The sequence below is a fragment of the Pseudomonas japonica genome, from assembly GCF_013522925.1.
Classification (GTDB): Bacteria; Pseudomonadota; Gammaproteobacteria; order Pseudomonadales; family Pseudomonadaceae; genus Aquipseudomonas; species Aquipseudomonas japonica_A.
Map to the genome: position 1 here is coordinate 76,837 of NZ_JAAMQU010000012.1, position 14,673 is coordinate 91,509.

The following is a 14,673-nucleotide window of genomic DNA, read 5'->3' on the forward strand; positions in this document are numbered from 1 at the left end:
ATGGTCATGGCGTATGTGATCGGTGTGGACATTGGCACCCAAAGCACCAAAGCCGTGCTGGTGGCCCCCGACGGCCAGTTGATTGCGCGGCACAGCCAGGCCTATCGGGTAGACACCCCCAGGCCGGGCTGGGCCGAACAATGGCCGCAGGTATGGCTCGACGCCGTGTATGCCTGCGTTGCCGCCTGCACTGCCGTAGCGAAAGTAGAGCCTGAGCAGATCAAGGCGCTGTGCATCAGCAGCTTGTACGGCGGTTCGGGTATTGCGGTTAACAGCGCGATCGAGCCGCTGTACCCGTGCCTGATCTGGATGGACCGCCGCGCCGAGGCGCAGGTGGCCCAGGTGAAGGCGCAGCAGAACCTCGAGCAGCTGCAGGCAATCACCGGCAATGGCGTGGACAGTTACTACGGTTTCACCAAAATGCTGTGGCTCAAGCAGGAGCGCCCGGACATCTGGCAACAAACGCGTTGGTTGCTACCTCCCAACAGCTACGTGAACCATGCCCTTACCGGTGAACTGGCCATAGACCACAGCAGCGCCGGCAACATCGGCGGGGTGTACGACATCAAGGCGCGTGCCTGGTCCGAACCGATGCTGAGCGCCCTTGGCATCGACTCGCGCCTGATGCCGCCACGGCTGTTGCACTCCGATGAAGTGGTAGGCGGGCTGCTACCGGGGCCTGCGGAAAAACTCGGCCTGGCGCCCGGAACGGCAGTGCTCGCCGGGGGCGTGGATGCCGCCATGGCAACGCTCGCCGCCGGGGTATCCCGGCCAGGGAAACATGTGGCGATGATTGGCACCAGCATGTGCTGGGGCTACCTCGACCACCAGGCCGACGCCCGTCATGGCCTGGTGAGCTTCCCGCATGTGTATGACGGCCAGCGGCAGCTCTACAGCTTTGGTGGGGCACTGACTGCAGGGGCATCGGTGAGCTGGTTCCGGGACCAGTTCAGTCAGGCTGAAGGCGAACTGCCGCTGATCGAGGGCCAAGACCCTCACGCTGTGCTGGAGCGGCTGGCCGCAACGGTGCCAGCCGGTAGCGAAGGGTTGCTGTTCCTGCCGTACCTGATGGGCGAACGCAGCCCGGTGTGGGATGCCAAGGCCAGCGCCAGCTTTATCGGCCTGGGCCTGCACCACGGCAGGGCGCATCTGTACCGCGCCGTACTCGAAGGGGTGACCTATGCGCTTCGGCACAATATCGAAGCCGGGCGCGAGGCGGTGGGTGAGCTGGATCAGCAACTGATCGTGGTGGGCGGTGCCAGCCACTCCGACGTGTGGATGCAGATCATCGCCGATGTCACTGGCTTCGACGTGGTGACCATCGCTCAGGACGTGGAAGCCGCCTACGGCGCTGCCTTGCTGGCCGCTCACACAGCCGGGTTATTGGGCCCGGCGCAGTCGGAGCGCGGCTGGGTACAACTGCGCCAACGCGCCGTACCGAACCCGGCGGTTCGCCAGCGTTACGACACGCTGTTCGATGCTTACCGGCAATGCTACCCGGCCCTTAAATCAATCTTCCACCAGCTACGGAGTGCCCGCGATGAATAACCTGCGCTTCGACTTCACCGGCCAGCGCGTACTGGTCACGGGGGCTACCAGCGGCATTGGGCTGGAGGTAGCGCACCAACTGTTACGGGCCGGCGCTACCGTATACGCCATGGGGCGTGCTGCCGACGCCCTCGAACAACTGGCCGGAGAAGGCGCGATGGCGCTGCAGGTAGACATCGCTGACCCTGGCGCAGTGCTCAAAGCCTGCGCCGAACTTCCGCCCCTGGACGGGCTGGTCAATTGCGCGGGCATCGCATTGTTGCATCCGGCGGTTACTGTGGACCCCGCCACCTTCGATCAAGTGATGGCCGTGAACGTGCGTGCCGCGGCGATCATTGCCGGCCGCGTGGCCAAGGACATGATCGCCGCCGGTATTGCCGGCAGCATCGTCAACGTTTCCAGCCAGGCGTCCATGGTCGGCCTGGACGATCACTTGAGCTACTGCGCCTCGAAAGCGGCCATGGATGCCACGACCCGGGTGCAATGCGGCGAATGGGGCCAGTATGGTATACGCGTGAACGCGGTGAACCCTACCGTTACGCTTACCCCCATGGCTACCCATGCCTGGGGCGACCCGGCCAAGAGCGCGCCCATGCTTGCGGCAATTCCGCTGGGACGGTTCGCCACCCCCGCGGAAGTCGCTGAGCCGGTGCTGTTCCTGCTCAGTAGCGCAGCGTCGATGATCAGCGGCGTGTGCTTGCCTGTCGATGGCGGATACACCAGCCGCTAGGCCTAGGCATTCACCAGCTCGCCCACCACCACCTCCCGTGCCTGGGGGCGCAGCGGGTCCCGGATACGCTCCAGCAGCAGGCGCATGGCGCTGGTGCCGGCCTGGGTGCCGTCATGCGCGACGCACGCCACCGGGAACTCGAAGATATCGGCAAAAGGCAGGCGGTCGATCCCGCAGATGGCCATGTCGCTGCGGTGAATGCCTCGCTCACGCAGCGCCTTGAGCGCGCCCAGTGTGATCAACTGGTTGAAGCCGAACAGTGCGTCGGGGCGCAAATGATCGTTTAGATAGCCCAAGGTAGCGGTGTAGGCGGGTTCCAGCGTGTAGTCTCCGGCAAGCACGTCCAGCTGGATCGGCCGATGGCTATCGGCGATGGCGGCTTTCACCCCTTCCAACCGGTCGTGGCTGATGCGCGAGCCCACCGGCCCGGTCAGTACCAGCAGGCGCTCGAGCTGTGGCGCTTTGGCCAACAGGTAGCGCGCGCCTTTCATGCCGCTGTGGTAGTTGTCCAGCACCACCTGGCTGAAGGGTGCGTCTGCCAAGGCGCGATCGAGCTGGACCACCGGGACGTCACCATTGCCGAGGCGGCTGAGGTAGGCAGGCTTGTAGCCCGGTTCATCTGACACCGGCGACAGGATGATGCCCGCTACCCGGTAGCCGAGCAGGGTTTCAATGGCCTTTTCTTCCATATCGGCAAGCCCGTCGGTGTCGATCAGCATGATCGTATAGCCATGCTGCTTGGCCTCCCGGGAGATGGCCTTGATCATCTCGCTGTAAAAGGGGTTGTCCACCGACGCGGTGACCACGCCCACGATCAGGCTTTCACTGCGCTTGAGGCTGCGGGCAAAAGCATTGGGGACGTAATCCAGGTCGCGCGCGGCAGCGAGAATGCGCTCCAGCGTGTCGGGCTTTACCAGGTGTGGCTTGTTGAAAGCCCGGGAAACGGTAATGGTGGTCACGTTGACCCGTCGAGCAACATCCGTGATGGTCGTGGAGGCCTTTTTGCTCATGGGGGCCCGGTACTCCGCAATGGCTGTAACGGCATGATCCCACATCCCACCCTGGCCGCAAGCGGGCCATGTTCGCGTGACCGGCCGTGCACCGCTATGATGCCAGCCGGTCGCCCTTCCATAAGAGTTCAGCCATGAAGCTTTCCACCGCGCTCTGTTTCGTGTTTGCCAGTACTGTCTCGTCCCTTACCTGGGCCCATGCCCACCTGCAAGCGCCCAGCCCTGCCGAGGGCTCTACTGTTGCCGCGCCTGCTGAGTTGCGGCTTACGTTTACTGAAGGCGTGGAGCCGGCCTTCAGTGAAGTGACCTTGACCGACAGCACCGGCAACAGCACCAAGGCACAGGTGCACAGGGCGGACAACGATACCGTAGTGCTTGTGGCAACCCCAGCCACCCCGCTTCATGCCGGCAGCTGGACGGTGCACTGGAAGGTCGTGTCCGTGGACACTCACCGTAGCGAGGGGCAGTACACCTTCAACGTCAAATAGCTGCAGCGTAGCCAGGTAAAAAACCTGAACCGTACGGCGATCGTTCCGTCTGAGAAAGAGTGAGGCGCTTTGCGCGCACCTGTCTGTCACTCATGAAAGGACGATCCGTATGAACAAGAAGCTTAAAGCCGGCATTTGTGGCGCATTCCTGTTGCTGGGGGCTCACACGGCCTTCGCGGCGGATGCCGAAGACTTCGTCGACGACGCATCGGCAAAAGGCATCGCGGAAATCGAGGCGGGCAAGCTGGCGGAGCAGAAAAGCAAATCCGCTGACGTGAAAACCTTCGCCCAGATGATGATCAAGGACCACACTGCAGCCAACGAGAAGCTCAAGGGCATCGCCACGGCCAAGAAGCTTGAAGTAGCTTCTGACGCGGAATTGATGGACAAAGCCAAGAAGATGATCCTGGATATCCGTGAGGAGTCGTTCGACAAGTCCTACGCCAACAACCAGGTAAAAGCCCACGAAGCCACTATCGAGATCTTCCAGAAGGAAGCCAACGAAGGCAAGGATCCGGAACTGAAGGCGTTCGCCAAGGAAACCCTGCCCAAACTCGAAGCTCACCTCAAAGCCGCCAAGGAACTGGCCGCCAAGCACGGTGGCGATGCTCACTAAGCACTGAGCGCTTTAGCCAAGGCGAAGTTCGCGAAGTATCATTCGCGGGCTTCGCCCACTCCCCCACACTGCTCTACAGCCATTCCTGCACGGCACCTACCAGCAGCTTCACGTTCAGCACCACGATAATCCCCGAGATTACCCATGCCACTACCGCCAGGCCCCGGCCTGCCACCAGTGCGCCCATCTTCGAGCGGTCGGTGACAAAGCGCACCAGAGGGATCACAGCCATGGGCAACTGCATGGACAGAATCACCTGGCTGAACACCAGCAACTGGGATGTGCCGCGCTCGCCATACAATGCCGTGACGATTACCACAGGGATCACCGCCAGGCCGCGAGTAAGCAGCCGCCGGGCCCAATCGGGAATGCGCAGGTGAAGGAAGCCCTCCATCACGATCTGGCCTGCCAGGGTAGCGGTTACCGTAGAGTTCACGCCCGAGGCCAGCAGCGCGATCGCGAACAAGGTGGAGGCAATGCCGATACCCAGCATCGGCGAGAGCAGTTCGTGGGCTTTTTCGATGTCTACCACATCTGTCCGCCCAGCCGAATGAAACACCGCCGCAGCGGTGATCAAGATCGCCGCATTCACAAACAGCGCCAGGCTCAAGGCTATGGTGCTGTCCGTTACCGCCCAGCGCAGGCCTTGCCGCTTGCCGGCATCGGTGCGCTCATATGCACGGGTTTGCACGATCGAGGAATGCAGGTAAAGGTTATGAGGCATTACCGTCGCGCCGATGATTCCGATAGCCAGATACAGCGCGGCGGGGTTGGTAACGATTTCCTTTTGTGGGATAAAGCCCTGCAGCACCGCACCGATCGGGGGATGAGACATCACCATCTGCGCGGCAAAGCACACGAAGATCAGCGTAAGCAGCGCCACCACGAATGCCTCGAGCCAGCGAAACCCGCGCTGCATCAGCAACAGAATCAGGAACACGTCCAACGCACAGAGGATTGCGCCCCATATCAGAGGAATATCGAACAGCAGCTTGAGCGCAATGGCCGTGCCGATGACCTCAGCCAGGTCGCAGGCAATGATTGCCAGTTCACAGGCAAGCCACAGGGCAATGCGTACCGGTTTGCTGTAATGCGCCCGGCAAGCCTGGGCCAGGTCCATGCCCGTTGCGATGCCAAGGCGTGCCGCCAAGGCTTGAAGCACAATGGCCATCAGGTTGGACAGCAGGATGACCGACAGCAGCATGTAACCAAACTGTGAACCGCCTGCCAGGTCGGTAGCCCAGTTGCCTGGGTCCATGTACCCCACGGCTACCATATAACCAGGGCCTGCGAACGCGAGCAGCCTGCGAAGCCAGCCGCCGTTCTGTGGAATGCGGATACTGGCGTTGAGATCCCCCATGCTGGGCTGCGCCCCTACGCCGAAACGGCTCAACAATGCCGGCTCGCCATCATTGGCACGGAAATTCGGTCGGTCTTCGGGCTCCGCCACAGTTCAGCTCCAACGAGATATAAAAAAGCACTAGGGTATGAACCCTGCGGACGCCGAGCGTTCACGCCCGATACCACTGTACCTCAAGCGTTGGTATTCGGCGCGCGCTGCCTCATACCACCTGCAGCGTTCGGCCATGCACCGTCGGTCCGCTCAAAAGTCCGTCACTATTGGTGGAGGCTGCAATCAGGCCGAGTAAATGCTTAATCCATATGCAACTTTCGCTTATCGGCAAAAATAGCAGCCTGATCCGGCCGGACCGTTTGTCAGCTTCGTTTCGGTTTTTGAAAAACTTATTCCTGCGGCCTGCTTCCATAACTATGTAGCGACCCACATCCAGGAGGATATCGCCATGGCAGTAAAGAGTAAGAACGCTGGTAACTTTGCAAACAACCCGACCCGCGCCGCTGAAGCCGGGCGAAAGGGCGGTAGTGTTTCAGGTGGTAATTTTGCCAACGACCCAGCCAGGGCGGCGGAAGCCGGTCGCAAGGGCGGGAGACGTAGCCATCGGGGTGCTGCCAAGAGCGGTAGCACGACACAAAGCTGAAAGGAAGCGCTGAATACTGCTTCTGATTCAAACGCCACTTGAACTTGATGCTGGCCGTGGTAGTGAACAAAAGTTGTACATGGCCGGGCAGTGAGGGAGAGTGGCATTTTATTCACTGGCAAACAACAGTCTCGATAGCGGGGCTTTACTTACACGACATTATTTAACATGCAAATAGCCGGATAGTATTCGTGTACTTCTGGCGCAAACATAGAGGTATCAGCGATGACCAACCATCACAAACCTTCCTATGGTTCAACCGATCCCCATAATTCCAGCCACGGCGGCAAGGGCACGCCGGCCCCAGTTGATGTCAAGACCGACCGGGCCGAGAAAGCGCGCATTGGCGGCCAGCACAGCAATGGTGGTACCCGTCGGCGCGGTGACGGTTGAAGTCGCCGGCTCGGTATTGATTGTCAGGCCTTCGTTCGGCACGGCCCTCAGGCGACGAATGGCACGCACAACAGTGAGCTTCGTCGCATTGGAGGATGGCGGATCCAACCTGAAAACATCTACCCTTTCTGTATTGCCGTTGTAACAGGGAGGTCGGTCAATGAGTTTGACCAGTGTGGTGGCCCTGAAAACCCCGCCAGCGGCGGGGGAAGAAGGAATTGATAAAGTACTGCGAGCCCTTCGCACGCATCTGGATATGGACGTTGCTTTCGTTTCCCGCTTTCGCGAGAGAGACCGCGTATTTACCCACGTAGATGCGCGGGGCGTTTCACCGCTGAAGGCGGGTGATGTGCTGCCCCTTGAAGCGGGTTATTGCAAGAAGGTGGTGGATGGTCGGCTGCCTCAGCTTATTCCCAACACGGCGGCTTTGCCCTTGGCCATGGCTATTCCTGAAACGCGCGCCTTGCCGATTGGCGCGCATATCAGCGTTCCGGTGCGCCTCAGCAATGGGCGGTTGTATGGCACCTTGTGCTGCTTCTCAGGCTACGCGGACACCAGTCTTGGCGAGCGCGACCTGAGCATGCTCAAGGTGTTTGCCGAATTGATAGCCGATCGCCTTGAGGTCGGCCAGCAGGCGAAAGACGAGCGCTTGCGCAAGCATCGCGTCATCTGCGCCGCGCTGGCAAAGGCTCAACCCAATGTGGTGTATCAGCCGATCGTTGACCTTGCCCGCGGGCAGATCTGCGGCTGGGAATCCCTTGCCCGTTTTACCGACGAACCCATGCGCAGCCCGGACCTGTGGTTCAGGGACGCGGCCGAAGCCGGGTTAGGGCTGGAGATGGAACTGCGTGCCGTCGAAAAAGGCCTGGCGGGGCTGAGCCAGTTGCCGGCTGGCCACTACCTGTCGCTCAATTGTTCGCCGCAGCTGTTCCTGTCCGGGCGACTGGCGCGCGTATTGGCAACCTGTGACCCATCGCGGCTCGTGCTTGAACTCACGGAGCATTCGATCGTTTCCGACTACGGCGCACTGGTCGAGGCCATCGAGCCGTTGCGTTCGAGAGGCTTGCGTCTGGCAATCGATGACGCAGGTGCTGGCTATGCGAGCATGCGCCATATCCTTCAACTAAGGCCCGATATCATCAAACTCGACATGGCGCTCACCCAAGGCATACACGGAGATTCCCAACAGCGTGCCATGGCATCGGCGCTGATTGCCTTCGCGCGCGAAACGAACTGCAGCGTGGTGGCGGAGGGCGTCGAAACCCTGCCTGACCTGCTGACCCTGCGCCGCCTTGGCGCCGACAAGGTTCAGGGCTACCTCACCGGGCGGCCCATGCCGTTGGCCTTGGCAACCCTTTGGCAAGTGCCGCGCCTGCCAGAGTTGTCCGACCCGAAGGCTCCCTGAGCCCCGCCCGCCATCGCAGGCAAGTGCCGCGAGCCCTGCAAGGTCTGCCAGTGTATAGTTGCGTCCTGTACACATCAGCGCTTGCAGGTCTTGTCCATGTCTCACATTTCCGAACGCTTGCTGGTCCAGGCCCACCTGGATGCCCGCCAGCCCGTGGCCCTTACGCCTGTCGAAGAGGCGGAATATCGGCGCGCCATCGCGGCAGAACTGAAGGCGCGAGACGCAGTGCTGGTCGCGCACTATTACTGTGATCCGGTGATCCAGGCCTTGGCGGAGGAAACCGGCGGGTGTGTGTCCGACTCACTCGAAATGGCGCGCTTCGGTAACCAGCATAGTGCTAGCACCGTTCTGGTGGCGGGTGTGCGCTTCATGGGTGAAACCGCAAAAATCCTCAACCCGGAAAAGCGCGTGCTGATGCCGACCCTGGAGGCGACCTGCTCTCTGGACCTGGGCTGCCCGGTGGAAGCATTCAGCGCGTTCTGTGATCAGCACCCCGACCGCACCGTGGTGGTGTATGCCAACACCTCCGCGGCGGTCAAGGCGCGCGCCGACTGGGTGGTGACCTCCAGCTGCGCCGTGGAAATCGTCGAAAGCCTGATGGACAACGGCGAGAAGATCCTCTGGGCGCCGGATCGCCACCTCGGCAGCTACATCCAGAAGCACACGGGCGCTGACATGCTGTTGTGGGACGGCGCGTGCATTGTTCACGAAGAGTTCAAGTCGCGGCAGCTCGAAGACCTCAAGGCGTTGTATCCGGAGGCGGCGGTGCTGGTGCATCCCGAATCGCCGGAGGCCGTGATCGCCCTGGCCGATGCCGTAGGCTCCACCAGCCAGTTGATCGCCGCGGCGCAGCGAATGCCCAACCCTACGTTCATCGTGGCCACGGACCGGGGCATCTTCTACAAGATGCAGCAGCTGTGCCCGGACAAAACCTTCATCGAAGCACCTACCGCAGGTAATGGCGCCGCTTGCCGCAGTTGCGCTCATTGCCCGTGGATGGCCATGAACACGCTGCAGCGCACGCTGGAATGCCTACGCGAAGGCACCAACGAGATCTTTGTCGACGCGGCGCTCATCCCTCAGGCCATCCGCCCGCTCAAGCGCATGCTCGACTTCACCCAGGCCGCTCGCATGCGGCTGGCGGGGAACGCGTAGGGGGGAAAACTACCACCCCGCTTTCTTCACCAGCGCATCGCGCAGGGCGGGGGCTTGCTCGACCCAGTACACCGGCTTGCCGCCTATAAGCGCGGCGGCCGGGATGCCGTCCTGATACGCCAACCGGTTGCCTGCCAACGCGGGAACGCGGGTGCCGGGCAGCAAGGTGCCGACGAGGTTGAGCGGGTCTACGGCACTAACGGCAATCACGCTGCCATCGAGCGGCCGGCGACGCACTTCGCGTAGCAACGGAATGGCTTCGGGCAGCGCGAACTGTTCCCCCGAGAGCCCGGCCACAAAGCGCCCGCCGCGCACTTCACCCCGCGCCTCGAGCCGGTGCAAGGTGCGCAACAATTCCCGCCAGCTGGGCAGCCAGTCCGCTTCACGCTCCAACAGCCTCCAAAACACCACGCCATAGCGGCGCAGCAAGGTCATCGCCAGTTGCTCCAGCTGTTCATTGCGCGGTGGCGGGGTGCCCGGGCGGCGGAGCAGGGCCCAACGCCCCGCATCTTGCATGCCGCCTATAAAAGCACCCATCCCGCGGCGGCTGCTGCGCTGCTGACGGCTGCTGGCGGGCGTAACCAATGCGCGCAAACCCGCGAAACTGTCGGCATTCACCAGCCCGGCGGCGACCAGCTCGGCTAATGCATTTTCCAGCTCAGTGCGCAGCAGCCGGGCTTCGTCCTGCAGTTCATCGAAAAACAGCGCGCCGTGCTCACGCAGCGCATCCAGTACCCTCTGCGCCCTTGGGCTGGGTTCGGTGGGGCTGGCCTCGTCGTGGGCCAGTGCTTGCCACAGCCCCAGGCGGGCCCGTGGCAGCAGCATGATAGGTGTGCCTCGCAGGGTGGTACCGGCGCTCTTGGCGCCGTTTGCACGCCGTAACCACAGCGTTTTACCCGACCGGCAGGCTTCGTCGAGCCAGGTAAAGCTATAGCCTTTTACCCGGGCCGGCAGCAGGTCGCTTTCCCAGGCGCTTACAGGCGCGCTATACCCTTCGAATTGAGCCAGCACCTGCGCGAGCGCCGCGCTGCCGTCCATGCGCGTAGCGGTGGAGAGGTGCTGCCAATCGAATAAAAACCGAACGAAGTCTTGCAGGGATACCGGTTCGATTTCCCGGCGCAAGCGCTTTACGGTATAGCGATGGATGCGCGCCAGCAGGTGCCGCTCGCACCATTGTTCGCCCTCCAGGCCTGGGCGGAACTGGCCGCGAAGCACATAGCCTTCGCCTTCCAGCCGCGCCAATGCCTGCTCGGTCGCATTCAGGGGCAGCCCCATTGCGCCGGCCAGGTCGCTGCAGCGCAAGGGGCCGAATCCGCTCAAGCGGCTGCGCACCAGCTCCAATTGCGCGTCTTCTACTGCCCAGGTGTGTTCGAAGCCGGGAAGGTCTTTCAGCTCACCCGGTATCGAGCCCCCTGGATAGGCAGCGCGCACGCAGGCCAGCCGCTCACGGGCGAACCACAGGTGCAGCCCCTGGTCAGTCACCAGCTCGCCGGCTCGGCCGGTGCTGGCCAGGGTGCTCAACCAGGCCGGCCAGTCCGCGCCCAGCCGCGCTTCCGCATGGGCTACCACGCCCAAGGTCATCAATGCCTCGTGCATTTCGTCCGGGTTGCGCGGTTGCGGCCATGCTTCTTCGCTCACGGCGCGGATCGCGTCAGGGTCCAGCGCGCCGAGGTCGTCGGCCGATTCCGGGTCGGTCCAGCGGCGGCTGAGTACCGCCTGGGTTCGGCGCTCCTCCAGGGGAGCATCGTCCAGGAATGCATAGGGCCGGGCATTCAGGATGGCTGCGGCTAGCGGGGAGGGCGAAGGGAGGTCGCGGCTGATCAGTTGCACGTCACCGGTCTCGATTCGCTGTAAAAGGTGCAGCCAGGCTTCGCTGTCGAGGGCTTCGTGAAGGCAATCGTCCAGGGTTTGGCGAACCAGCGGATGGTCGGGGATTTCCCGCTCACCCACGATGTTTTCCAGGCAGGCGATCTGGTCCGGGAATACATTGGCGATCAAGTCCTCGCTTTTCATGCGCTGCAGCTGTGGCGCGACCTTGCGGCCACCGGTGTAGCGCGGCAGCGCCAAGGCCGTGGCCGCGTTCCAGCGCCAGCGCACGCCGAACAGCGGAGCGTCGAGCAGGGCTTGTATAAGGATGGCTTCGGCAGTGGCGCTACGCAGGTAATGCCACACCTCTTCAAGGGCGAAGCTATGGCTGGTGGACAGCGACAGCACGATGGCGTCCTCGCTGGCGGCCGCTTGCAGTTCGAAGTTAAAGGTGCGGCAGAACCGCTTGCGCAGGGCCAGCCCCCAGGCGCGGTTGAGCCGGCTGCCGAAGGGCGAATGAATCACCAGCTGAGTACCGCCGGACTCGTCGAAAAAACGCTCCATCACCAAAGTACTCTGGGACGGCAGCGCCCCCAGCGCCTGGCGGGTGCGCCCGAGGTAATCCAACAGTTGCTCGGCACTGGCAACGTCCAGCCCCAGCTCTTCGGTGAGCCAAGCCACCAAGGGCGCGTGCTGTTCACCGCTGGCGGCCAGGCGCTCGTTGATTGCGCCCTGCAGCCGGGCAACGGAATGCGAAAGTTCGTCGTTTCGCCCCGGCGCTTCGCCCAGCCAGAAGGGGATATTGGGCGGCATGCCTTTGGCGTCTTCCACCCGCACCCGGCCGCCCTCGACCCGAATGATCCGGTAGGAGGCATTACCGAGCTGGAACACATCCCCCGCCAGGCTCTCGACCGCGAAGTCTTCGTTCACGCTGCCAATATTCAAGCCCTGGGGTTCGAGCACCACGCTGTAGTCTGCGTTATCGGGGATGGTGCCGCCGCTGGTGACGGCGGTCAGCTTGCTGCCACGCCGGCCGCGCAACGTTCCGCTGACGGCATCCCGGTGAAGGTAGGCGCTGCGCAGCCCTTGCCGCGTGTTATAGCCCTCGGCAAGGGTGGCCAGCAGTTCGCGATAATCGGCTTCGGCCAGTTCGGCGTAGGGCTGTGCTCGGCGGAATAACGCCAGCAGGGCATTTTCGTCCCATTCCCTACAGCTCACCTCAGCCACGATCTGCTGCGCCAACACGTCGAGCGGCGCCCTGGGCATTTTCAGTTCATCCAGCTCGCCTCTTCGTACGCAGTCCAGCAGGGCTGCGCACTCGATCAGGTCATCACGGGATGTCGCAAATAGTCGCCCCTTGGGCGTGCCCCCCACCTGGTGCCCGGAACGGCCCACACGCTGCAGAAACGCGGCGATGGAACGCGGCGAGCCAATCTGACACACCAGCTCCACCTCGCCTATGTCGATCCCCAACTCCAGCGAGGCTGTGGCCACCAATACCCGCAGTTCGCCGTTCTTCAGCCGCTGCTCGGCGCTCAAGCGTTGCTCGCGCGCCAGGCTGCCATGGTGCGCCGCGACTTCTTCGCGGCTGAGGCGCTCACTCAGGTGACGGGTAAGCCGTTCTGCCAGGCGCCGGGTGTTCACGAAAATCAGCGTAGTGCGGTGCTCGCGCGCCAAGGCGGCGAGGCGGTCGTAGACCAACTCCCACACGTCATTGGCCATGACCGCGCCGAGCGGCACGGGCGGCACTTCCAGCGCCAGGTCGCGAGGGCGGGCGTGGCCCACGTCAACAATCTCACAGGTGCGCCCGTGGCCCACCAGAAACGCCGCGACGCGCTCGATAGGTTTTTGGGTGGCCGATAGCCCGATGCGGCGTAGCGGCGTGTCGCCCAGTGCCTGTAAGCGTTCCAGGCTCAAGGCGAGGTGGCTACCGCGCTTGCTGTCCGCCACGGCGTGAATTTCGTCCACGATCACGGTGTTCACACCGCCCAGCAACTGGCGGCCCCCGTCCGAGCCCAGCAGTACGTACAAGGACTCTGGCGTGGTCACCAGTATATGCGGTGCCTGTCGGCGCATGGCCGCGCGTTCTTTCTGAGGGGTGTCGCCGGTTCGCACCGCCGTACGTAGCCGCAGGGGTGGCAGGCCCATCGCCTCCAGCTGTTCGCTGATGCCGGCGAGCGGGCGCTGAAGGTTGATCTGGATGTCGTTGGACAATGCCTTGAGCGGCGACACATAGACCACCAGGGTCTGCTCCGGTAGGCCCTGAGGCGTAAGCGCCTGGCGTACCAGTTCGTCGAGCACCGCCAGGAAGGCTGTGAGGGTTTTGCCCGACCCGGTAGGGGCTGCGACCAGCGTGGACCGCCCGGCGCGAATCAATGGCCAGGCCGCGGCCTGGGCCGGGGTCATGGCCGGGAAGCTTTGGCGGAACCAGCGCTGAACGGCCGGGTGGAAGGCGTCGAGGATGCTGTCCGGGACGAGGTCTGAAGGAGGCAGGTTCATGCCTCATTTATGGGGCTGCCGCCCTGCGCTTGCAAGTGTCGGCACCAGGGCGCCGACCAGCGTGCACTCAGCGTACCGCGCTCACTCCGTCGAGCGTGGCGAAGGACGTGTCCTTCGCGGTAAGCAGAAAGTCGCGCATGAACGGCGCATCCAGCATGTCGGTGCGAATGGCGGCGTAGAGCGTGGCGTACAGGCCCCTTTCACCAAGGCGGCGCGCTTTCACATAGCCCCGGGAGCTGTATTCGTGCAGCGCCCAGTGGGGCATCCCGCACACGCCGCGGCCGCTGGCGACCAGTTGCATCATCATCACTGACAGCTCGGCGGTGCGTACCGCTGCCGGCTCGATGTCGGCGGGTTCCAGAAAGCGCGTGAAGATATCCAGCCGCTCACGTTCCACAGGGTAGGTGATAAGCGTTTGATCGAGCAGGTCTTCCGGTTCGATCCAGGGCTTGCTGGCCAGCGCGTGCTGGTTGGCGACGGCCAGCATGGCTTCGTAGGTAAACAGGGGCACATAGGTGATGCCCGCCAGGTCGACCGGGTCTGAGGTGACTACCAGATCAAGGTCACCTCTGGCCAACGCAGGAAGCGGCGCGAAGGCGAAACCGGAGGCAAGGTCCAGCTCCACTTCTGGCCAGGCATCGCGAAACTGATCGATGGTCGGCATCAGCCATTGGAAACAGCTATGGCATTCGATGGCCATATGCAGGCGACCCGCGGTGCCCCCCGCCAGCCGGGCCATATCCCGCTCGGCGGCGCGCATGAGGGGGAGGGTGGCATCGGCCAGTTGCAGCAAACGCAGCCCGGCGCTGGTAAACCGCACAGGCTTGGTCTTGCGCACAAACAGCGACATCCCCAGACGGTCCTCCAGCTCCTTGAACTGGTGCGACAGGGCCGACTGAGTGAGGTGCAGGCGTTCGGCTGCCTCTACCAGGCTGTCCGCTTCGCGCAGGGCCTGGAGGGTTTTGAGATGGCGAATTTCAAGCACAGCGCACCATGAGCACATTTCCGGTTGATCGCATTTCGCAT

11 protein-coding genes and 1 pseudogene are annotated in these 14,673 nt (G+C 62.9%); 7 read left to right on the top strand and 5 right to left on the bottom strand.

Going from position 1 to position 14,673, the window contains the following annotated elements; all coding sequences use genetic code 11:
- The first annotated feature begins 6 nt into the window (after positions 1–6).
- Positions 7–1,548 carry an FGGY-family carbohydrate kinase gene (locus tag G7016_RS18925; protein ID WP_181117387.1) on the top strand — a complete coding sequence of 514 codons (1,542 nt, stop codon included), beginning with the start codon at positions 7–9 and terminating at the stop codon, positions 1,546–1,548.
- On the top strand, positions 1,541–2,278 hold the full coding sequence (locus tag G7016_RS18930) for an SDR family oxidoreductase (protein ID WP_181117268.1): 738 nt from the start codon (positions 1,541–1,543) through the stop codon (positions 2,276–2,278). Before G7016_RS18925 ends, G7016_RS18930 begins: the two co-directional genes overlap by 8 nt.
- 2 nt (positions 2,279–2,280) lie before the next feature.
- Here G7016_RS18930 and G7016_RS18935 read toward each other — a convergent pair whose 3' ends face one another.
- The gene (locus tag G7016_RS18935) at positions 2,281–3,288 is read right to left on the bottom strand and encodes a LacI family DNA-binding transcriptional regulator (protein ID WP_181117269.1); all 1,008 of its coding nucleotides are present in this window, start codon (positions 3,286–3,288) and stop codon (positions 2,281–2,283) included.
- A gap of 134 nt (positions 3,289–3,422) precedes the next feature.
- Between G7016_RS18935 and copC the strand changes: the two genes are divergently transcribed.
- Together copC and G7016_RS18945 are read left to right on the top strand one after the other, a co-directional pair.
- A complete protein-coding gene (copC, locus tag G7016_RS18940; RefSeq protein ID WP_181117270.1) occupies positions 3,423–3,776 on the top strand; it encodes a copper homeostasis periplasmic binding protein CopC in 354 nt (117 codons plus the stop codon).
- 109 nt (positions 3,777–3,885) lie between these two features.
- Entirely contained in the window at positions 3,886–4,392 is a 507-nt protein-coding gene (locus tag G7016_RS18945) for a DUF4142 domain-containing protein (protein WP_181117271.1), read from the top strand.
- Between the two features lie 73 nt (positions 4,393–4,465).
- Here the strand turns inward: G7016_RS18945 and G7016_RS18950 are convergent, their stop codons facing one another.
- Positions 4,466–5,752 (bottom strand): Nramp family divalent metal transporter, encoded by a 1,287-nt coding sequence (locus G7016_RS18950; protein ID WP_181117388.1) that lies wholly within the window; start codon positions 5,750–5,752, stop codon positions 4,466–4,468.
- A gap of 460 nt (positions 5,753–6,212) precedes the next feature.
- Between G7016_RS18950 and G7016_RS18955 the strand changes: the two are divergent.
- Positions 6,213–6,347 (top strand): annotated as a pseudogene (locus G7016_RS18955) (general stress protein); the annotation flags it as partial.
- Positions 6,348–6,644: 297 nt separating this feature from the next.
- On the opposite strand, the gene G7016_RS18960 reads toward G7016_RS18955, so the two are convergent.
- Complete coding sequence (locus tag G7016_RS18960; protein ID WP_181117273.1) at positions 6,645–6,851, bottom strand: hypothetical protein; 207 nt, start codon at positions 6,849–6,851, stop codon at positions 6,645–6,647.
- Between the two features lie 91 nt (positions 6,852–6,942).
- Here G7016_RS18960 and G7016_RS18965 point away from each other — a divergent pair, with 91 nt between their 5' ends.
- A complete protein-coding gene (locus G7016_RS18965; RefSeq protein ID WP_181117274.1) occupies positions 6,943–8,187 on the top strand; it encodes a sensor domain-containing phosphodiesterase in 1,245 nt (414 codons plus the stop codon).
- A 96-nt stretch (positions 8,188–8,283) separates the two neighbouring features.
- Positions 8,284–9,342, top strand: coding sequence for a quinolinate synthase NadA (gene nadA, locus G7016_RS18970; RefSeq protein ID WP_181117275.1), 1,059 nt, complete (start codon positions 8,284–8,286; stop codon positions 9,340–9,342).
- A gap of 9 nt (positions 9,343–9,351) precedes the next feature.
- On the opposite strand, the gene G7016_RS18975 is transcribed toward nadA, so the two are convergent.
- Positions 9,352–13,647, bottom strand: a complete 4,296-nt coding sequence (locus G7016_RS18975; RefSeq protein WP_181117276.1) for a DEAD/DEAH box helicase — start codon at positions 13,645–13,647, stop codon at positions 9,352–9,354.
- Between the two features lie 67 nt (positions 13,648–13,714).
- Entirely contained in the window at positions 13,715–14,632 is a 918-nt protein-coding gene (gene metR / locus G7016_RS18980; protein ID WP_181117277.1) for a transcriptional regulator MetR, read from the bottom strand.
- Positions 14,633–14,673 lie beyond the last annotated feature (41 nt).